13 protein-coding genes are annotated in these 19,418 nt (G+C 70.5%); 3 read left to right on the top strand and 10 right to left on the bottom strand.

All coding sequences use genetic code 11. From position 1 onward, the window contains the following. Positions 1–121 precede the first annotated feature (121 nt). Together CP981_RS28490 and CP981_RS28485 are read left to right on the top strand one after the other, a co-directional pair. Entirely contained in the window at positions 122–931 is an 810-nt protein-coding gene (locus CP981_RS28490; protein WP_085925233.1) for an Fpg/Nei family DNA glycosylase, read from the top strand. Positions 932–990: 59 nt separating this feature from the next. Next, positions 991–1,767: an SDR family NAD(P)-dependent oxidoreductase gene (locus tag CP981_RS28485; protein WP_085925232.1), complete on the top strand. Its 777-nt coding sequence runs from the start codon at positions 991–993 to the stop codon at positions 1,765–1,767. Here the strand turns inward: CP981_RS28485 and CP981_RS28480 are convergent. The 10 genes from CP981_RS28480 to CP981_RS28435 all read right to left on the bottom strand — a co-directional run bounded on the left by CP981_RS28480 (position 1,715) and on the right by CP981_RS28435 (position 16,475). Beyond that, the gene (locus tag CP981_RS28480; protein WP_190839080.1) at positions 1,715–2,074 is read right to left on the bottom strand and encodes a hypothetical protein; all 360 of its coding nucleotides are present in this window, start codon (positions 2,072–2,074) and stop codon (positions 1,715–1,717) included. The genes CP981_RS28485 and CP981_RS28480 overlap by 53 nt on opposite strands. Before the next feature lie 167 nt (positions 2,075–2,241). Continuing rightward, positions 2,242–2,712, bottom strand: a complete 471-nt coding sequence (locus tag CP981_RS28475) for a Dps family protein (protein WP_085925231.1) — start codon at positions 2,710–2,712, stop codon at positions 2,242–2,244. 193 nt (positions 2,713–2,905) lie between these two features. Further along, positions 2,906–3,289 carry a helix-turn-helix domain-containing protein gene (locus CP981_RS28470; protein ID WP_006602725.1) on the bottom strand — a complete coding sequence of 128 codons (384 nt, stop codon included), beginning with the start codon at positions 3,287–3,289 and terminating at the stop codon, positions 2,906–2,908. A gap of 94 nt (positions 3,290–3,383) precedes the next feature. After that, positions 3,384–3,920 (bottom strand): CinA family protein, encoded by a 537-nt coding sequence (locus CP981_RS28465; RefSeq protein ID WP_085925230.1) that lies wholly within the window; start codon positions 3,918–3,920, stop codon positions 3,384–3,386. Further along, entirely contained in the window at positions 3,917–4,567 is a 651-nt protein-coding gene (gene pgsA / locus CP981_RS28460) for a CDP-diacylglycerol--glycerol-3-phosphate 3-phosphatidyltransferase (RefSeq protein ID WP_085925229.1), read from the bottom strand. Before pgsA ends, CP981_RS28465 begins: the two co-directional genes overlap by 4 nt. Beyond that, complete coding sequence (gene rimO / locus CP981_RS28455; RefSeq protein ID WP_085925228.1) at positions 4,564–6,066, bottom strand: 30S ribosomal protein S12 methylthiotransferase RimO; 1,503 nt, start codon at positions 6,064–6,066, stop codon at positions 4,564–4,566. Before rimO ends, pgsA begins: the two co-directional genes overlap by 4 nt. A gap of 103 nt (positions 6,067–6,169) precedes the next feature. Continuing rightward, complete coding sequence (locus CP981_RS28450; protein WP_085925227.1) at positions 6,170–6,976, bottom strand: helix-turn-helix domain-containing protein; 807 nt, start codon at positions 6,974–6,976, stop codon at positions 6,170–6,172. Positions 6,977–7,200: 224 nt separating this feature from the next. Continuing rightward, on the bottom strand, positions 7,201–9,963 hold the full coding sequence (locus CP981_RS28445; RefSeq protein ID WP_244329817.1) for a DNA translocase FtsK: 2,763 nt from the start codon (positions 9,961–9,963) through the stop codon (positions 7,201–7,203). 92 nt (positions 9,964–10,055) lie between these two features. Next, positions 10,056–10,715 carry a response regulator gene (locus CP981_RS28440; protein ID WP_085925225.1) on the bottom strand — a complete coding sequence of 220 codons (660 nt, stop codon included), beginning with the start codon at positions 10,713–10,715 and terminating at the stop codon, positions 10,056–10,058. A 255-nt stretch (positions 10,716–10,970) separates the two neighbouring features. Continuing rightward, positions 10,971–16,475 carry a HAMP domain-containing protein gene (locus CP981_RS28435; RefSeq protein WP_085925224.1) on the bottom strand — a complete coding sequence of 1,835 codons (5,505 nt, stop codon included), beginning with the start codon at positions 16,473–16,475 and terminating at the stop codon, positions 10,971–10,973. A 261-nt stretch (positions 16,476–16,736) separates the two neighbouring features. Between CP981_RS28435 and CP981_RS28430 the strand changes: the two genes are divergently transcribed. Continuing rightward, complete coding sequence (locus tag CP981_RS28430; RefSeq protein WP_425282171.1) at positions 16,737–19,406, top strand: SpoIIE family protein phosphatase; 2,670 nt, start codon at positions 16,737–16,739, stop codon at positions 19,404–19,406. The last annotated feature ends 12 nt before the right edge of the window (positions 19,407–19,418 follow it).

The following is a 19,418-nucleotide window of genomic DNA, read 5'->3' as shown; positions in this document are numbered from 1 at the left end:
CCCCGCTCAGCACCCGCCCCACGGGCCGAAGGCTCCCGGCTCCCGGCTCCCGGCTCCCGGCTCCCGGCTCCCGGCTCCCGGCTCCCGGCTCCCGGCTCCCGGCTCCCGGCATGATGGTGGCATGCCCGAAGGTGACACCGTCTGGCGCTTGGCCCAGCGGCTCCACGACGCGCTGACCGGCGGCCCGCTGACCCGCTGCGATCTGCGCGTACCCCGGCTGGCGACGGTGGATCTGACCGGCCGCGGGGTGCTGGGCGTCCTCCCCCGCGGCAAGCACCTCCTCACCCGCTTCGAGGGCGGTCTGACCCTCCACTCCCATCTGCGGATGGACGGCGCATGGCAGATCTACGCCCCGGCCGAGCGCTGGCGCGCCGGCCCCGCCCACCAGATCCGGGCGATCCTCGGCACCGCGGACCACACCGCCGTCGGCTACCGCCTCCCCGTGCTCGATCTGCTGCGTACCGCCGACGAGCCCCGGGTCGTCGGCCATCTGGGGCCCGATCTCCTCGGCCCGGACTGGGACCCCGCCGAAGCCCTGCGCCGCCTGCTCGCCACCCCGGAGCGCCCCCTCGGCGAGGCCCTGCTCGACCAGCGCAATCTCGCCGGCATCGGCAATGTCTACAAATGCGAGCTGTGCTTCCTGCTGCACGCCTCGCCCTGGCTACCCATAGGAGCACTCCCCCGCCCGGAACACGTGCCCACGCTCGCCAAGAAGCTCCTCGAGGCCAACAAGCGACGCCCCGCCCGTATCACCACGGCCAGCGCCCGCCCCGACCGACGGCTGTGGGTCTACGGCCGGGCCGGCCGCCCCTGCCTGCGCTGCGGCACCGGTATCCGCACCGCCGACCAGGACCCCACCGCCGAGGAACGCGTCACCTACTGGTGCCCCACCTGCCAGCCGGACCCACGGGTCAGCCGCCCCACCGGCTGAACCGAAGCATCCCCGCACCACAATTGACGCCCCGTCAGATCCCTCCCTACCCTCGTCCCATGCCTCTCACGGCGTACGACCTCACGGGCCGCACCGCGCTCGTCACGGGCGCGGCGAGCGGCATCGGCCGCGCCACCGCCACCCTCCTCGCCGACGCCGGAGCCACCGTCCACTGCGCCGACCTCGACGCACAGGGCGCACAGGCGACCGCCGCGGCCATCACCGCGGCAGCCGGCTCCGCGCACGCCCACCGACTCGATGTCACCCGGCGCGAGCAGGTCGCCGCCGTCATCGACGCCGCCCGCAGCGCCACCGGCCGCCTCGACGTCATGGCGAATATCGCCGGAATCATGCACTCCGCCCCCGTGCTGGAGACCGCGGACACGGATCTGGACCGCGTCTGGAACACCAACTTCAAAGGCGTGCTGTACGGCTGCCAGGAGGCCGCCCGCGCCATGATCGCCACCGGCACCCGGGGCTCCCTCGTGAACATGGCCTCCGGCGCGATCGATACCGGCGCCCCCGGCCTGCTCTCCTACGGCGCCGCCAAGGCCGCCGTCGTCCAGCTCACCAAGACCCTGGCCACCGAGGTCGGCCGGCACGGCATCCGCGTCAATGCCGTCGCCCCGGGCTGGATCCGTACGGCGATGACCGACCGCCACACCGCACAGGCGCAGCAGCAGGCGGAGGGCCCGATGATCCGGATGTCGCCACTGGGGAGGGTGGGAGAGCCGGAAGACGTCGCCCACACCGTGCTGCACCTGGCGTCGGACGCCTCGTCCTTCATGACCGGCCAGGTCCTCCGCCCGAACGGCGGCGTCGCCATGCCCTGGTGACCGCCCCCCGGCGCTCCCGTACCCGCCGGGCCGCCCGCGCCATGGCGCGATGACAGAGACCGTCCTTACGGTTCGCCCGCGGCACGCAGTGCACCGGCAGCAGACTGAGCCCCCAGCCGCCCACCAGCACGGCCCCCTCGACCACCCCCGCCGACTGCGGCCACACCACCAGCCGGACCGCGGCCCACCACCACAGCCCCCCGGCGACGACCCCGGAGAGGACGACGGCCGCGGATATCCGGCGCCCCGGCACGGTACGCGGACGCCGTCCGGCCGGTCCGCGGGCCGCGAAGTCACGCCACCCCATGGCTGCCTCCTCCGGCCGACGCTAGACGGGTCCCGGCGCCCGGCGGGAGGGCGCACCGGGGCTTTTCCGGCGCGTAACCGGCCCCGCAAGCCCCGGAACGGCCCTGGATGCCGCCGACCCTGTCGTGCACACCCGAGAGCCCGGGCCTCAGCGCACTCCGCCGTCCGTCACTGGGCCTCGGCCTGGAACATCCAGTGATGCTTCTCCAGGTCGGCGGTCAGCCCGATGAGAATGTCCTGGCTGACCGGGTCCGCCTCCGCGGTGGCGAGGATCCGCTCGCGCATCCGGCCGATGACCGCGCTCAGCGCCTCCACCATCGCCCGCACCACGTCGCCGTCCTTGATCCAGCCGTCCTTGACCTCGGCGATGCCGCTGGTCTTGGCGACGGTGACCGCCCGCCCGTCAGGGGACACCCCGATCGCGGCCGCCCGCTCGGCCACCGTGTCGGCGTGCTGCCGTCCGCTGGCGACCACCTCGTCGAGCTGGAGATGTACGGAGCGGAAGCGCGGACCGATGACGTTCCAGTGCACCTGCTTCGCGACGAGGGAGAGATCCACCAGGTCGACGAGGGCTCCCTGGAGGGCGTTCCCGACGATGCCGCGGTCCCCGTCGGACAGTGTGCTCTTGACGACAGACATCCAGATACTCCTGTTCGGGCGATTTATCCGGTTTGGCCATCGTATAAATGAATCGCCCGTTCCGAGCTGCCCGGACGGTCCGGCCGAGCGCCCGCCGGGGCTCCGATGGGCCGCGCACCCCCGCCCCGTACGGGCAGCACAAAGCCCCGGCAGGCTGCGCCTACCAGGGCTTCGATGCGTACGAACAGGGGTGTCAGGCCGCGACGACATCCACGACGTCGGCCGGGGACTTGATGGTCACGCGGTCCTCCGGCACACCGGCCAGGGACGTGACGGACACCGAATTGAGCTTCGGCCGCACCGGCGCGGGCACCGTGTCGCTCGCGGCCGCGGACGCTGCCAGCTCGGCGAGCGCAAGCTCGTCGCTGACCTCCCGCATGAGCTCGGACATGCGCACATCCAGCGCGTCACAGATCGACGAGAGCAGCTCGGAGGAGGCCTCCTTCTGCCCCCTCTCCACCTCGGACAAATAGCCGAGCGATACCCGGGCGGAGGAAGAGACCTCGCGCAGGGTTCGGCCCTGGCGCTGACGCTGTCGGCGCAGCACGTCACCCAGCAGGCGACGAAGCAGAATCATCGCTGGCTCCCTCCTCGGACCTCGGATCCGGATCCTTCTCGCCCCACCGTACCGCCTCGGGCGGTACCAGTGCCGGGCGCAAGTACGTGTTCACTCAGGGCTGCAAACATCCATTCCCCCCGTGTTGTTCCGTATCCTGTGCCCGCATATTTTCTGTCAGTTCGCTCAACAACAGTGCGAGCACGGCGCGAATGGTGTCCTGGCGAATCCGGTCACGATCCCCCGCCAGCGACAGCCGGCGCACCGCTCCGGCACCGTCCGGTCCCTGCACCGCCACGAAAACGGTGCCCACCGGATGCCCGTCCTGCGGATCGGGGCCGGCCACACCCGTGGTGGCCAGGCCCCAGTCGGCGCCCAGCACCCGCCGCGCACCGCTCGCCATCTGCCGGGCGACCTCGCCGTCCACGGCACCGCGCGCGGCCAGCAGAGTGCCGTCCACGCCCAGCACCTCGCGCTTGACCTCGGTCGCATACGCGGTGACCGAGCCCCGGACCACCCGCGAGGCCCCCGGGACGGCGGTCAGCGCGCCCGCCACCAGGCCGCCGGTCAGTGATTCGGCCACAGCCAGGCTCTGTCCCCGCCCGGCGAGCATCTCCAGCGCCCCGGCGGCGGCAGAACCCGGCCCGCTCACCGGGCCGCGTCCCGCTCGGCGCGCACGGCCCGCTCCCGGGCCAGCCCGGCCCGGCGCAGCACCACGGCCTGCCGGACGTAGTCGAGCCCGGTGACGACGGTCAGCGCCACCGCCACCGCCATCACCCACCAGCGGAAGGTGGCCAGCGGACCGGTCAGCACCAGGACGTACATCCCGACCGCGGTGCCCTGCGCCAATGTCTTGATTTTGCCGCCACGACTGGCCGGAATGACACCGTGCTTGATCACCCAGAACCGCATCAGTGTGATGCCGAGCTCCCGGAAGAGGATCACGCCGGTCACCCACCAGGGCAGATCACCCAGCACCGACAGACAGATCAGCGCGGCACCCATGATCGCCTTGTCCGCGATCGGGTCGGCGATCTTGCCGAAGTCGGTGACCAGGTTGTACGCCCGCGCCAGATGCCCGTCGAACACGTCGGTGATCATGGCGACGGCGAACGCGGCCCAGGCGAAGACGCGCCAGACCGGATCCGTACCGTCGTCGTGCATCAGCAGCAGCACGAAGGCCGGGACCAGCACCAGCCGCAGCATCGTCAGGACGTTGGCGATGTTCCACAGCCCGGCCTGCCGGACGACCGGCGCCGTGCGCGGGCCACCCGCTGCGGATGCCGGGACTCCGGTCATCTGCCCGCCTCCTCGGTACACCCCGTGCCCTCCACCGACAGCACCTCCGCGACGAGGTCCACGCCCTCGCTCGCCACCACCTTTGCTTCGACCATACGACCGGGCTCCAGTTCCCGGTCGGTCGACAGCAGGGTGACGCCATCGGTCTCCGGGGCCTGGTGCGCGGCCCGCCCGACGACACCGTCCTCGTCGTCGGTCCGGTCGACCAGCACCCGCAGCGTCTCGCCGATCCGCTCCTCGGCGCGCTGCGCGGTCAGCTCCTCGGCCAGCCGGGAGACCCGCGCCAGCCGCTCGGCGACCACGTCCGGGGCGACCTTGTCCTCGTACGAGGCGGCCTCGGTGCCGTCCTCGTCGGAGTAGCCGAAGACGCCGATGGCATCGAGCCGGGCCTCGGTGATGAAGCGCTCCAGCTCCGCCAGGTCGCTCTCGCTCTCGCCGGGGAAGCCGACGATGAAGTTGGAGCGGGCTCCGGCCTGCGGCGCCTTCGTCCGGATCGTCTCCAGCAGCTCCAGGAAGCTGTCGGTGCCGCCGAAGCGCCGCATCGCCCGCAGCACACCGGGCGCCGAGTGCTGGAAGGACAGATCGAAGTACGGCGCGACCTTGTCGGTACCGGTCAGCACATCGATCAGCCCCGGTCGCATCTCGGCCGGCTGGAGGTAGCTGACGCGGATCCGCTCGATGCCGTCGACGGCAGCCAGCTCCGGCAGCAGCGTCTCCAGCAGGCGGATGTCGCCGAGGTCCTTGCCGTAGGAGGTGTTGTTCTCGGAGACCAGCATGATCTCCTTGACGCCCTCCCCGGCCAGCCAGCGCGTCTCCCCGAGCACATCGGAGGGCCGGCGGGAGATGAAGGAGCCGCGGAAGGACGGGATGGCGCAGAACGAGCAGCGCCGGTCGCAGCCGGAGGCCAGCTTCACGGAGGCGACCGGGCTGGTGCCGAGCCGGCGGCGCAGCGGGGCCCGCGGTCCGGAGGCCGGCGCGATGCCCTCCGGCAGGTCCTCGGGCGGGGCGGCCGGCTCGTCGGCACCGGTCTGGGCGTGGCCGGGCAGCGCGACCGCGGTGGAGCCCTGGCGCTCGGCCGGGCTGATCGGCAGCAGCTTGCGGCGGTCGCGCGGGGTGTGGGCCTCGACGTTTCCGCCGCTCAGGATGGTCTGGAGCCGGCCGGAGATATCGCTGTAGTCGTCGAAGCCGAGCACTCCGTCCGCCTCGGGCAGCGCCTCGGCGAGTTCCTTGCCGTAGCGCTCGGCCATGCAGCCGACGGCCACCACGGCCTGGGTTCTGCCATGATCCTTCAGGTCGTTGGCTTCCAGCAGGGCATCAACGGAGTCCTTCTTGGCGGCCTCGACGAAACCACAGGTGTTGACGACGGCGACATCGGCATCGGCGGCTTCCTCGACGAGCTCCCAGCCGTCCGCTGCCAGGCGGCCTGCGAGCTCCTCCGAGTCCACCTCGTTACGGGCGCAGCCAAGAGTGACAAGGGCGACGGTACGGCGTTCGGGCATAGGGCTCAGCCTACTTTGTCCCGGCCACCCCCTTGGCGAGCAGGTCTCCGCCGCCGGTCCCGGGGCCCGGGGCCGGGCGGCGGACGCCCCCCGACCAGGGCACTCAGCCCGCCTGGGGGTCCCCCGGCGTGTAGCTGAGCCGCTCCACGGTGCCCTTCTCGCCGACCTGCTTGACCTCCTTGCCGTTGACGTACAGCTGCACGGCTCCGGCGTTACCGAGGACCAGGTCGATCCGCTTCTTGTCGGTGATGGTCTTGGATTCGCCCTGCTTGAGCAGACCGTCTTCCAGGAGTTTGCCGCTGGCGTCCTTGGCGGAGATCCAGCTTTGGCCGTCGCGGGCGGTCACCTTGATCGTGACCTTGTCCTTCGGCAGGCCGGCGACGGCGCTGTCGGAGGGCTCGGGCTTGAGGGTCGGCCGGATGGTGGAGGGGTGGCGGGTGGGCGCCGGCGCCGGCTTCGCATGGGCGTCACCGGCCGCGACCGAGCCGCCGTCGCTCTTGTCGCCGCCCGTGAAGAGCGTGAAGCCCGCGAATCCGACCACGGCGACGATCGCCGCGACCATCGCCGCGGTCCAATTGGGGCGGCGCGGCTCGGAGCGGATCCGTTCGGCTTCGTAGAGCGGTGCGGCGGGGGTCGGCGCGGGCCGGCCGCCGTGCTCGGCGTCGAACTGGTCGATCAGGGGTCGGGAATCGAGGGATACGGCACGGGCGAGCGCCCGGATGTGCCCCCGGGCGTAGACGTCGCCGCCGCAGCGGGAGAAGTCGTCCTGCTCGATCGCGTGCACGAGAGGGATGCGCACCCGTGTCGTCGTACTGACCTCTTCGACGGTCAGTCCCGCTCCGATACGGGCCTTCTGGAGGGCAGCACCGACGGAAGGCCGGTCTGCTTCGGGGGAGTTGCCGATGGACACGGAGGCGCCTTTCGAGCGTGTAGCCACCTGCTGGAAGTTCAGTCTAGGGGTGGAGCGAAAGGGTCGGGCAAGCGGGAGAGCGGACTTTGTACGCCATCGGAACGCCGTCGGCGGTGCCCTCGGGCTGGATGGTGCGGCATCGTTCCCTCATCTCCCTCAACTTGACGTCTCGGCAGCAGAAACGGTTGCTTTCTTCTTTCCTACGAGTGACCCGGATGTCTGTGCTACTCGGTAGCCTCCCCCCGGATCACCGCCAGCACTCCGTCCAGTTCATCAGGCTTCACAAGAACGTCACGAGCCTTGGAACCCTCGCTCGGCCCGACGATGTTCCGCGACTCCATCAGGTCCATCAGCCGGCCGGCCTTGGCAAAGCCCACCCGCAGCTTGCGCTGAAGCATCGACGTCGACCCGAACTGGGTGGAAACCACCAGCTCAGCGGCCTGACACAGCAGATCGAGGTCATCGCCGATGTCCTCGTCGATCTCCTTCTTCTTCGCCGTGCCGACGGTGACGTCGTCGCGGAAGACGGGCGCCATCTGGTCCTTGCAGTGCTGGACGACGGCCGCGACCTCCTCCTCGGTCACGAAGGCGCCCTGCATGCGCACCGGCTTGTTGGCGCCCATCGGCAGGAACAGCCCGTCGCCCTTGCCGATCAGCTTCTCGGCGCCCGGCTGGTCGAGGATGACCCGGCTGTCGGCGAGCGAGGAGGTGGCGAACGCGAGCCGGGAGGGCACATTGGCCTTGATCAGGCCGGTGACCACATCGACGGACGGGCGCTGGGTGGCGAGCACCAGGTGGATGCCTGCCGCGCGGGCGAGCTGGGTGATGCGGACGATCGAGTCCTCCACGTCCCGCGGCGCGACCATCATCAGGTCCGCCAGCTCGTCCACGATGACCAGCAGATACGGGTACGGCGCCAGCTCGCGCTCGCTGCCCTCGGGAGAGCTGACCTTGCCGCTGCGGACCGCCTCGTTGAAGTCGTCGATGTGCCGGAAGCCGTAGGCGGCGAGATCGTCGTAGCGCAAGTCCATCTCGCGCACCACCCACTGGAGCGCCTCGGCGGCGCGCTTGGGGTTGGTGATGATCGGCGTGATCAGATGCGGGATGCCCTCGTACGCGGTCAGCTCGACGCGCTTGGGGTCGACCAGCACCATCCGGACGTCCTCCGGCGTGGCCCGGACCATCACCGAGGTGATCAGGCAGTTGATGCAGGAGGACTTGCCGGAGCCGGTGGCACCGGCCACCAGGACGTGCGGCATCTTCGCCATGTTGGCCATGACGTAGCCGCCCTCGACGTCCTTGCCGAGCGCCACCAGCATCGGATGGTCATCGCCCGCCGCGTCAGCCAGCCGCAGCACATCGCCGAGGTTGACCATCTCGCGGTCCGTGTTGGGGATCTCGATGCCGACCGCGGACTTGCCGGGGATCGGGCTGATGATGCGGACGTCGGGGCTGGCCACCGCGTAGGCGATGTTCTTGGCCAGGGCGGTGATCTTCTCGACCTTGACCGCCGGGCCGAGCTCGACCTCGTAGCGGGTGACCGTCGGGCCGCGGGTGAAGCCGGTGACCGCGGCATCGACCTTGAACTCCTGGAAGACCGTGGTCAGCGCGGTCACTATGGCGTCGTTCGCGGCGCTGCGGGTCTTTCCTGGACCGCCCCGGGAGAGCAGGTCCAGGGAGGGCAGCGAGTAGGTGATGTCGCCGGACAGCTGGAGCTGCTCGGCGCGGGCCGGCAGCTCACCCGAGGGCTCGGGCGCGGCCTTGGTGAAGTCCGGCACGGCCGGGGTGCGCTCGTTCGTGGACGGCTCCGGCTCCGCGCCGCGGGCCGGCGGCACCGTGCCGCTCTCCCCCGCGGTGTCCTCACCGTCGCGGCCGCGCCGCTCCCCGGAGATGCTGCTGCTGAGGCCGGCGACGAGCGGTGACGGCTGGACGCCGTGCAGCACCGCGCCGTCCAGCGCGGCGGCGGCCGCGGCGGCGACGTCCACCGCGTCCATCGGCCGGTCCGGGTCGGACTGTGCGGAGGCCCGGCGCGGCCGGCGCCGCTTGGCCAGCGCCGCTTCCTCTATCGCGTCCGGGTCCTGCGCGGCCGGTGCGGCGGCGCTGCGGCGCGGCTTGCGTACGGGCTGCTCGCGCCACTCCTCCGCGTAGTCCTCGACCTCGTCGTACTCCACCTCGGGATGCACCACGCCCAGCTTGATGCCGAGCGCCCGCAGCCGCTGCGGGATGGCGTTCACCGGCGTCGCGGTGACCACCAGCAGCCCGAAGAGGGTCAGCAGCGCCAGCAGCGCCACCGCCAGGGTCTGTCCGACGGTGAAGATCAGCGGCTTGGACGCGACCCACCCGAGGTAGCCGCCGGCGTCCTGTATGGCGGCCAGGCCGTTGTCCCGGCCCGGCGAGCCGCAGGCCATCGCGACCTGCCCGAGGACGCCGACCACCAGCGCGGACAGCCCGATCACGATCCGGCCGTTGGCCTCCGGCTGCTCGGGGTGCCGGATGAGGCGTACGGCGATGCCGCCCAGCAGTATCGGTACGACCAGATCGAGCCGGCCGAAGGCGCCGGTCACCAGCAGCTCGACGAGGTCGCCGACCGGGCCGCTGAGGTTCGACCAGGTGCCGGCCGCGATCACCAGCGACAGCCCGAGCAGCAGCAGCGCCAGTCCGTCCTTGCGGTGCGCCGGATCGAGGTTCTTCGCGCCGCGGCCCACACCGCGGAACATCGCCCCGATGCCGTGCGCGAGCCCGAGCCAGCAGGCGCGGGCGAGACGGTAGACCCCGCCGGTGGGTGACGGCGCCGGTTTGGGCGCGGCCTTCTTGGCGGCGGTCTTCTTGGCCGGTGCCCTCTTCGCGGCCGCCTTCTTGGCCGGCGGCTTCGCGGGTGTTTTCTTCGCGGCGGTCTTCTTGGCGGCGCCGCCCGCGGTCCGTCCGGCGCGCTGCTTCGAGGGGCCCGCCGTGCTCTGGGTTCCCTTGCCGGACGTACGTGAGGCCATGGCGACGAGATTACAGGCGAACGCAGGCATGACACGAGCGCACGGCGCTTCACCCGAACGTGTCGCGCGCCCGTCTCATGAAGGGGTGTCAGTTACCCCGCGACGCTTCCCGACCCCGGCTCCAGGGCGTCCAGCGCCCTGCGCAGTCCGGTCAGTTTGCGCTCCAGATGCGCCGCGGTGGCGACCGTCGCCGCGTCCGCCGTCTCGTCCAGCTGCTTGGACAGCGCCTCGGCCTGCTCCTCGACCGCGGCCAGCCGCGCGGAGAGCTCGGCGAGCAGCCCCGCGGACTCCCGCGCCTCGTCGGCGCTCGTCCGTCCGCCCTCCAGCTGAAGCCTCAGCAGGGAAGCCTGCTCCCGCAGTTGGCAGTTCTTCATGTACAGCTCGACGAACACCGAGACCTTGGCGCGCAGCACCCACGGGTCGAACGGCTTGGAGATGTAGTCCACCGCGCCGGCCGCGTACCCGCGGAAGGTGTGATGCGGGCCGTGGTTGATGGCCGTGAGGAAGATGATCGGGATGTCCCGGGTCCGCTCGCGCCGCTTGATGTGCGCGGCGGTCTCGAATCCGTCCATCCCCGGCATCTGCACATCGAGCAGAATCACCGCGAAATCGTCCGTGAGCAGTGCTTTGAGCGCTTCCTCCCCGGACGATGCCCGCACCAGTGTCTGATCGAGCGCAGAGAGGATCGCCTCCAGCGCCAGCAGATTCTCCGGCCGGTCATCGACCAGGAGGATCTTGGCCTTCTGCACCATGGCCCGTCCTCCTCGCCCCGGCATCGAACCGGACGCCGCCCCAGGGGACGACTCCGTCATGCCGCCCGTCCTTGTGCCGGTCATGGTAGCTGCACCCCGCCTGTCGCCACACCCTGTCACCGCGATGTCACTGTGCACGTTGCAGAAACGCAGACAGGGACCAGAAGGTTCCCCGAATCCCACGCCTCCACACGTCCGCGGCAACACTGAGTCAGCACGCGATGATCCCCTTTCCCCTCCATACTGGACGCTCCGTCACTCCGCCCGCATCCATTGCTCCATGACCGACAACAGATGATCGGTATCCACCGGCTTGGTCACGTAGTCGGAGGCTCCGGAGTCGATGCTCTTCTCCCGGTCGCCCTTCATCGCCTTCGCGGTCAGCGCGATGATGGGCAGTCCGGCGAACTGCGGCATCCGGCGGATCGCCGCCGTGGTCGCATAGCCGTCCATCTCCGGCATCATGATGTCCATCAGGACCAGCACGATGTCGTCGTGCTGCTCCAGGACCTCGATCCCCTCGCGCCCGTTCTCCGCGTAGAGCACCGACAGCCCGTGCTGTTCCAGGACGCTGGTGAGGGCGAAGACGTTGCGGATGTCGTCATCCACGATCAGCACCTTCTCACCGTGGAAGCCGCCCTCGAAAGCCGGGTCCACCAGATCCTGGCCGTTGCCGAGCCAGGGCTCCTCCGCGGGCTGCTGGGGAGCCGGCTGCGGCGGCGCCGGGGGCGCCTGCTGCGGCGCCGGGGACGGCTGCCGCCCGGAGAGCTCGAAGCGCCGCGGGGTGCCCTGAATCGCCCGGCGGCGGCGCCGGTTGAGGCTGGAGCCCTGCTCGTGCTCCGGCTGCTCCTCGGCCTCCTGCTGCCCGACCTCCGTCTCGCGCGCCTCCGCGTCCATCGCGATGCCGCCGGCCACCAGCTGCGGGTAGCCCTGCGGCGGCAGCCCGCCCGGGTTGTGCGGCAGGTAGAGGGTGAACGTGGAGCCGCGGTTCGGCTCACTCGCGGCGTGGATCTCGCCGCCCAGCAGCCGGGCGATCTCCCGGCTGATGGACAGGCCCAGACCCGTGCCGCCGTACTTGCGGCTGGTCGTGCCGTCCGCCTGCTTGAACGCCTCGAAGATGACCCGCATCTTGCTGGAGGCGATGCCGATCCCGGTGTCGGTCACCGAGAAGGCGATCATGTCCGCGTCCGGGTCGCGCAGGGAACCGTGCTCCAGCAGCTGCTCCCGGATGGCCACCGGGACATCCGCGCCGGCCGGCCGGATCACCAGCTCGACGGCGCCGCTGTCGGTGAACTTCACCGCGTTGGACAGCAGATTGCGCAGCACTTGGAGCAGCCGCTGCTCGTCGGTGTGCAGTGTCGCCGGCAGCTCCGGGGAGACCCGTACGGAGAAGTCGAGTCCCTTCTCCGCGGTCAGCGGCCGGAACGTGGCCTCCACGTAGTCGACGAGCTGGACCAGCGCGATCCGCGTCGGGCTGACGTCCATCTTGCCGGCCTCGACCTTGGACAGGTCGAGAATGTCGTTGATCAGCTGGAGCAGGTCGGAACCGGCGCCATGGATGGTTTCGGCGAATTCGACCTGCTTCGGGGAGAGATTCCCCTCGGCGTTATCGGCCAGCAATTTGGCCAGAATCAGCAGGGAGTTGAGCGGTGTGCGCAGCTCGTGCGACATGTTCGCCAGGAACTCCGACTTGTAGCGCATCGAGACCGCGAGCTGCTCGGCACGCTCCTCCAGGACCTGCCGCGCCTCCTCGATCTCGGTGTTCTTCACCTCGATGTCGCGGTTCTGCGCGCGCAGCTGCTCGGCCTTCTCCTCCAGCTCGGTGTTGGACAGCTCCAGCGCCTTCTGCCGGCTCTCCAGCTCGCCCGACCGCTCCTTGAGCTGCTCGGTCAGCTCCTGCGACTGCTTGAGCAGCACCTCGGTCTTGGTGTTCACCGAGATGGTGTTGACGCTGGTCGCGATCATCTCGGCGATCTGGCTGAGGAAGTCCTTCTGGATCTGGGTGAACGGCTGGAAGGACGCCAGCTCGATCACCCCGAGCACCTTGTCCTCGAACAGCACCGGCAGCACGATCACATTGGCCGGCGGCGCCTCACCCAGCCCGGAGGCGATCTTGAGATAGCCGGACGGGACGTTCTCGACCAGGATCGTGCGGCCCTCCTCCGCGGCCGTGCCGATCAGGGTCTCGCCCGGCCGGAAGGTCGTCGGCATCCCGCCCATGGCGTAGCCGTACGAGCCCATCAGCCGCAGCTCGTACGCACCGGCCTCGCCGCCGTCCGCGCCGATCTCCTGGCTGTCGGGCTGCGCGGCGAGGAAGAACGCGCCGTGCTGGGCGGAGACCGCGGGCGAGAGCTCGCTCATGATGAGCGTGGCGACGTCCTTGAGGTCGCGCCGGCCCTGCATCAGACCGGAGATCCGGGCGAGATTGCCCTTGAGCCAGTCCTGTTCCTCGTTGGCGAGGGTGGTCTCCCGGAGCGTGGAGATCATGGTGTTGACGTTGTCCTGGAGCTCCAGGATCTCGCCGGCCGCGTCCACATCGATCCGGACGTTGTGATCGCCGAGGGTGACCGCCGCGGCGACCGCGGCGATGGCCCGCACCTGACGGGTGAGGTTGCCCGCCATCTCGTTCACCGATTCGGTCAGGTCGCGCCAGGTGCCGGCCACGCCGCGCACCTGCGCCTGCCCGCCCAGCTGGCCTTCCGTCCCCACCTCGCGGGCCACTCTGGTGACCTGCTCCGCGAAGGACGACAGCTGGTCGACCATGGTGTTGATGGTGGTCTTCAGCGCGAGGATCTCGCCCCGCGCATCGATGTCGATCTTCTTGGTCAGATCACCCTTGGCGATGGCGGTGGTGACCATGGCGATGTTGCGGACCTGGCCGGTCAGGTTGTTGGCCATCGAGTTCACGGACTCGGTGAGGTCCTTCCACGTACCGGCGACGCCGGGGACGCGGGCCTGACCGCCCAGGATGCCGTCGGTGCCCACCTCGCGGGCCACTCGCGTGACCTCGTCGGCGAACGACGACAGCGTCGTGACCATCGTGTTGACCGTGTCGGCGAGCTGCGCGACCTCGCCGCGCGCCTCGACCGTCACCTTCTTGGTGAGGTCTCCGTTGGCAACTGCCGCCGAGACCTGGGAGATGTTCCGCACCTGGATGGTCAGGTTGTTGGCCATCAGGTTCACGTTGTCGCTGAGGTCCAGCCAGATGCCGGTGGCACCCGGCACCCGCGCCTGACCGCCCAACTGGCCCTCGGTGCCCACTTCTCGGGCCACCCGGGTCACCTGCTCGGCGAACGACGACAGCTGGTCGACCATCGTGTTGACGGTCGTGACCAGTTCGAGGATCTCGCCCTTGGCGTCGACGGTGATCTTCTTGGAGAGGTCACCACGGGCCACCGCGGTCGTCACCTCGGCGATGTTGCGCACCTGCGAGGTGAGGTTGTTCGCCATGAAGTTGACGGACTGGGTGAGGTCCTTCCACGTACCGCTGACGCCCTGCACCTCGGCCTGGCCGCCGAGGATGCCCTCGGTGCCCACCTCACGGGCGACCCGGGTGACCTGCTCCGCGAACGAGGAGAGCTGGTCGACCATGGTGTTCAGGGTGTTCTTCAGCTCCAGGATCTCGCCCCGGGCATCCACGTCGATCTTCTGCGACAGGTCACCGCGCGCGACCGCCGTGGCGACCTGCGCGATATTGCGGACCTGGGCCGTCAGGTTGCCGGCCATGCCGTTCACGGAGTCGGTCAGATCGCGCCAGACGCCCGCGACGCCCGGCACCTGTGCCTGACCGCCCAGCCGGCCGTCCGTACCGACCTCCCGGGCGACCCGGGTGACCTGCTCGGCGAAGGCGGAGAGCTGGTCGACCATCGTGTTGATGGTGTTCTTCAGCTCCAGGATCTCGCCGCGCGCGTCCACGTCGATCTTCTGCGACAGGTCACCACGCGCGACCGCCGTCGTCACCTGCGCGATCTGCCGCACCTGTGAAGTCAGGTTCCCCGCCATGAAGTTGACGGAGTCGGTCAGCTCCTTCCAGGTGCCGCTGACGCCGTCCACCCGGGCCTGACCGCCCAGCCGGCCCTCGGTGCCCACGTCCCTGGCCATCCGTGTGACCTGGTCGGCGAACGACGACAGCTGGTCCACCATGGTGTTCACGGTGTTCTTCAGCTGAAGCATCTCGCCGGAGACATCGACGGTCACCTTCTGCGAGAGGTCACCGTTGGCCACCGCGGTCGTCACCTGGGCGATGTTGCGCACCTGCCCGGTGAGGTTGCGGAAGGCGGTGTTCACGGAGTCCGTGAGGTCCTTCCACGTCCCCGCGGCACCGGGCACCGCCGCCTGGCCGCCCAGCTCGCCCTCGACCCCGATCTCCCGCGCAACGCGCGTCACTTCGGCGCCGAACGACGACAGCTGACCCACCATCGTGTTGACGGTGTTCTTCAACTCCAGCATTTCACCGGCCACATCGACGGTGACCGTCTGCGAGAGGTCACCGTTGGCGACCGCCGTCGTCACCTGCGCGATGTCCCGCACCTGCGCCGTCAGGTTGCGGAAGGCGGTGTTCACCGAGTCGGTGAGGTCCTTCCACGTGCCGGCCGCGCCCGGCACCTGCGCCTGACCACCGAGCTGGCCCTCGGCGCCGACCTCGTTCGCCACCCGCGTCACTTCGTCCGCGAAGGTCCGCAGCGTCTCGGTCATGGTGTTGATCGTGTCGGCCAGCTGCGCGACCTCGCCGCGTGCACTGACCGTGACCTTCTGCGACAGATCACCATTCGCGACGGCCGTGGTGACCTGCGCGATCCCGCGCACCTGCGCGGTGAGGTTGCCGGCCATGAGGTTGACCGAATCCGTCAGGTCCTTCCACACGCCGGCGACGCCGGGGACCTGCGCCTGACCACCGAGCTCACCCTCCGTACCGACCTCACGGGCGACCCGTGTCACCTCGGAGGCGAACGAGGAGAGCTGGTCGACCATCGTGTTGACGGTGTTCTTCAGCTCCAGCATCTCGCCGGAGACATGGACGGTCACCTTGCGCGACAGATCACCCTTGGCCACCGCCGTGGTGACGAGAGCAATGTCACGTACCTGCGCCGTCAGCCGGGACGCCATGGTGTTGACGGATTCCGTGAGGTCCTTCCACGAACCCGACATTCCGCGCACCCGTGCCTGGCCGCCGAGCTTGCCCTCCGTACCGACCTCACTGGCCACTCTCGTGACCTCGTCGGTGAAGGCGGAGAGCTGATCCACCAGCCCGTTGACGGTCCGGCCGACCTTCAGGAATTCACCCCGCAGAGGGTGCTCCGAAGAACTGTCCGAACTGCGCGAGCGCAGATCCATCCGCTGTTCCAGGTCGCCCTCGGAGACCGCCGACAGCACCCGTCCCACCTCGGAGACGGGCCGTACGAGGTCGTCGACCAGCGCGTTCGAGGCGTCGATCGCCGCGGCCCAGGAGCCCTCGGCGGCGCCGACCTCCAGCCGCTCCGTGAGTTTTCCCTCACGCCCGACGACCCGGCGCACCCGCGTCAGCTCGCCCGTGAGGTGCAGATTGCGGTCCGCGACCTCGTTGAAGACCGCCGCGATCTCCGACATGACGCCGTCGCCGGAAACCGTGAGCCGTTTGCGGAAGTTCCCGTCCCGCATGGCCACCAACGCGACCAACAGCCGATTCAGCGCAGCCGTATCCACTTCGGTCGTCCCGTTGTTCCGGGATCGTCCGCCTTTCGCGCGCGTGCTTGCGCCCCGCGCCGCTGCGCCAGACTCCACCGTGTCCCTCCCGCAGGGTTGACCGTTCTACCCGGGCTTTCTCTTGATACTTGCCCAGTGTTTCACCATGGCTCAACCAGGCCATAACAGTTCGGCAGCATCGCACACCGTCCCGGTGCACGATTGGGGCGGAAACACACGTGACCGGCATCCTTGGGTGCGGCGAAGGTAAGTAACCTGGCATACGGCTGTCCACCGCCCCGGCCATGGAGCACGGGCGGTGGGGCGAGCACAACAGGTATTCGGAGGGGCGCCGCGACCATGGGGGAGCAGATCACCGACACACGCATGAGGAGACCAGTGATCACCGCGCGGGCCGCCGCAACCTTCGAGCCGGTCGGGCGCTCCGTCGCCACTGCCCGTGCGTTCGTCCGCGACACCCTCCAGGGCTGGGGCTGCGCCGACATCGTCGACGACGCCGTCGTCCTGACCAGTGAGCTGGTGACCAACGCGGTGGTGCACGCCGGCACCGCCGCCGATGTGCTGTGTCTGCGCCACGACGGCGGAGTGAAGATCTCCGTCGCCGACCGCTACCCCGAACGCGAGATCCCGCTCCAGAACGCCGGCCAGGTCGTCGTCCACCCCGACCGCGAGGGCGGCCGCGGCCTGCTGCTGTGCGGCGCGCTGGCCTCCCGCTGGGGCGTCGAGTACACCGCCGCCCAGAAGCACGTGTGGTTCCAGCTCGATCTGCCCGAGCGCCCGGCCGGCACCCGCTCCGCGGGCCCCGCGCTGCCCGTGGACGCCCTCCCGGTCACCGACGCCCGGGTCCGCGTCGCCGTGATCCAGATCGACCGCGGCGGCTGCATCAGCTTCTGGAACGAGGACGCCCAGGACCTCTTCGCCTATGACCCCGAGCAGGTCATCGGCAAACCGCTCACCGATTTCGCCGCCTGGCCGCACACCCCCGGCACCGGCACCGGCATCGCCGAGGCGCTCCAGCTGTCCCGCTGGGAGGGCTCCTACGGCATAAGGGGCGCCGACGGCCGGGTCGTCCCGGTCTACGCCTCCCACCTGCGCGTCCGCGACGCCGACGGCGAGGCCTCCACGGTCTGCCTCCTGGTGCGCGACCACGAACGCGCGATCCTCCAGAGCCCGCAGCGCACGCCCGCCCCGGACGCCGCCTCCCAGGCCGCCCAGGCCGAGGGACGCCCGTCCGACCCGTTCGAGGTCTTCATCGGCTCCCCGGCCCCGGACGACCTCGACGGCCTGCTCCAACGCACCGTCGAACGCGCCCGCGACATGCTCGACGGTGACGCCGCCTACCTCCTCCTGGCCACCGACGACGAGACCGAGCTGGAGGTCCGCGCCTCCACGGGCCTGCCCTCCGCCCGCCAGCGGTTCGCCCGCGTCCCCGTCGAGGCCGGATCCGGACGCTACGGCTCCGCCCGGATGCCCGCCGTCCACGAGGACCTCACCGCCGTCCCCGGCGCCGTCCCCCTCCTCAGCGGCACGGGCATGCGCTCGGTCGTCACCGTCCCGCTGAAGGTCGAGGGCCGGCTGACCGGCTCCCTCGGCGTCGCCGCGGAGGGCGCCGGCCGCTACACGAACGAGGAGGCGCTGCGGCTCCAGTTCGCCGCCGACCGCATCGCCCTCGCCGTCGAACGCGCCCGGCTGACCGAGCTGGAGAAGCTGCGCCGCGGTTCCCTCTCCTTCCTCGTCGAGGCCTCCGACCTCCTGGCCGGCACCCTCGACCGCGACCAGACCCTGGCCCTGATGGCCCAGATGACGGTCCCCACCCTCGCCACCTGGTGCGCGGTCTACACCGTCGCCGACCCGACCTCCGAGCCCGAACTCTCCTACGTCCTGCACGAGGACGAGGACCGTATCGACGGCCTCAAGACCCTGCTGATGAAGGTCGATCCGCCCGAGCCGGTGCCCACCCCCGGCGCGCGGGTATGGACCGCCCCCAGCGACGCCGCCCACGACGCCGCACTGCGCACCTCGATGCGCAGCCTCGGTCTGGGCAACTCCGCCCGCCCGTCCACCGGTCCGGGCGCCACGCTCGCCACCGCCTCCGCCGTCGGCGGCGAGACCGTCGTGCTCCCCCTCGTCGCCCGCAACCGCGTCATCGGCATGCTCACCCTGGGCAAGCCCACCGAGGAGCACTTCCGCCAGGAGATCCTGGAACTCGCCGAGGACCTCTCCCGCCGGGCCGCGCTCGCCCTGGACAACGCCCGCCTCTACTCCGAGCGCACGGCCATCAGCCAGTCCCTCCAGCGCAGCCTGCTGCCCCCCGAACTGCCCGTCATCCCCGGCGTGGAGGTCGAGGTCATCTACCGCGCGGCCGGTGAGGGCAACGAGGTCGGCGGCGACTTCTACGACCTGTTCCCCATCCGCGACGGCGCGTACGGCTTCGCCATCGGCGATGTCTGCGGCACGGGCCCGGAGGCCGCCGCGGTCACCGGCCTGGCCCGGCACGCACTGCGGCTGCTCGCCCGCGAGGGCTTCGGCGGCCCGGCCGTCCTGGAGCGCCTGAATGCCGCCATCCTCGACGAGGGCGCCCGCAGCCGCTTCCTGACGCTCCTTTACGGCGAGCTGTGGCCGCAGGAGGACGGCAGCGCCGTCCTCAAGGTCGTCTGCGCCGGCCATCCCCTGCCGCTCCGGCTGCGCCAGGACGGCACGGTCGAACCGGCCGCCGAACCCCAGCCGCTCCTCGGCGTCATGGACGACCTGGAGCTCTACGAACAGACCGTCACCCTCGACCCCGGCGACGTCCTGCTGTGTGTCACCGACGGCGTCACCGAACGCCGCGAGGGCACCCGCATGCTCGGCGACGACGGCCTCACCGACGTCCTGACGACCTGTACGGGCCTCACCGCCGGCGCGGTCGCCGCCCGCGTGCTGCGCGCCGTGGAACGCTTCGCCGCCGAACCCGCCTCCGACGACATGGCCATCCTCGCCCTGCGCGTCCCCGAGTTCCAGGCCGGCTGACCCCGGGGCAGC

Origin of the sequence: Streptomyces platensis (assembly GCF_008704855.1) — a bacterium.
In the GTDB taxonomy this organism is placed as follows: Bacteria; Actinomycetota; Actinomycetes; order Streptomycetales; family Streptomycetaceae; genus Streptomyces; species Streptomyces platensis.
This window is presented reverse-complemented; position numbering and strand designations above follow the sequence as displayed.

Bases quoted from the DNA above. Each gene is read 5' to 3' on its own strand.
- CP981_RS28430 (WP_425282171.1), top strand. From the start codon at position 16,737: ATGGGGGAGCAGATCACCGACACACGCATGAGGAGACCAGTGATCACC.
- CP981_RS28485 (WP_085925232.1), top strand. From the start codon at position 991: ATGCCTCTCACGGCGTACGACCTCACGGGCCGCACCGCGCTCGTCACG.
- rimO (WP_085925228.1), bottom strand. From the start codon at position 6,066: ATGCCCGAACGCCGTACCGTCGCCCTTGTCACTCTTGGCTGCGCCCGT.
- pgsA (WP_085925229.1), bottom strand. From the start codon at position 4,567: ATGACCGGAGTCCCGGCATCCGCAGCGGGTGGCCCGCGCACGGCGCCG.
- CP981_RS28470 (WP_006602725.1), bottom strand. From the start codon at position 3,289: ATGATTCTGCTTCGTCGCCTGCTGGGTGACGTGCTGCGCCGACAGCGT.
- CP981_RS28490 (WP_085925233.1), top strand. From the start codon at position 122: ATGCCCGAAGGTGACACCGTCTGGCGCTTGGCCCAGCGGCTCCACGAC.
- CP981_RS28475 (WP_085925231.1), bottom strand. From the start codon at position 2,712: ATGTCTGTCGTCAAGAGCACACTGTCCGACGGGGACCGCGGCATCGTC.
- CP981_RS28440 (WP_085925225.1), bottom strand. From the start codon at position 10,715: ATGGTGCAGAAGGCCAAGATCCTCCTGGTCGATGACCGGCCGGAGAAT.
- CP981_RS28445 (WP_244329817.1), bottom strand. From the start codon at position 9,963: ATGGCCTCACGTACGTCCGGCAAGGGAACCCAGAGCACGGCGGGCCCC.
- CP981_RS28480 (WP_190839080.1), bottom strand. From the start codon at position 2,074: ATGGGGTGGCGTGACTTCGCGGCCCGCGGACCGGCCGGACGGCGTCCG.